Annotated in this window: 1 protein-coding gene; it reads left to right on the top strand. The window is 57.0% G+C overall.

Translation table 11 applies throughout. From position 1 onward, the window contains the following. The coding region (locus EAE93_RS24090) for a VENN motif pre-toxin domain-containing protein (protein WP_250151190.1) at nt 1–453 on the top strand (453 nt) is incomplete at both ends.

Below are 453 nucleotides of genomic sequence, written 5' to 3'. Positions count from 1 at the left end.
TGATTAAAGACCTGACTACCGACCCGAAAACCCATCAAGTCGATGTCGTCACCAATACTCTGGCCCATGCAATTCTGGGGGCAGTGGCCGCCGAAGTCAGTGGTAACAATGCGCTGGCGGGCGCGGCCGGAGCAGCTTCCGGTGAACTGGCCGCGCGAGAACTGATGAAGCATATTCATGGTGAAAATGTTAAAGTCAGTGACTTAAGTGAAGAGGAAAAACAGACCATCAGCACCCTCTCCACCCTGGCGGCAGGGCTAGCGGGTGGAATTGCCGGTGACTCCACCGGCAGCGCCGTCACCGGTGCCCAGGCCGGGAAGAATGCGATTGAGAATAATGCGCTGGCCTCGCGAAATCTGGGTGATTGCCGCACGCTGTCACCGGAAGCGTGCGGTAAGGCCAAAGAATTGAGCCAGCGGATTCTGGATAAAGGTCTGCCGTCGGTTGAAGACA

The organism is Photorhabdus akhurstii, assembly GCF_018448925.1.
Taxonomy (GTDB): Bacteria; Pseudomonadota; Gammaproteobacteria; order Enterobacterales; family Enterobacteriaceae; genus Photorhabdus; species Photorhabdus akhurstii.
Note: the sequence above shows the minus strand (reverse complement) of the source record. Positions and strands in the feature narration are given on the sequence as shown.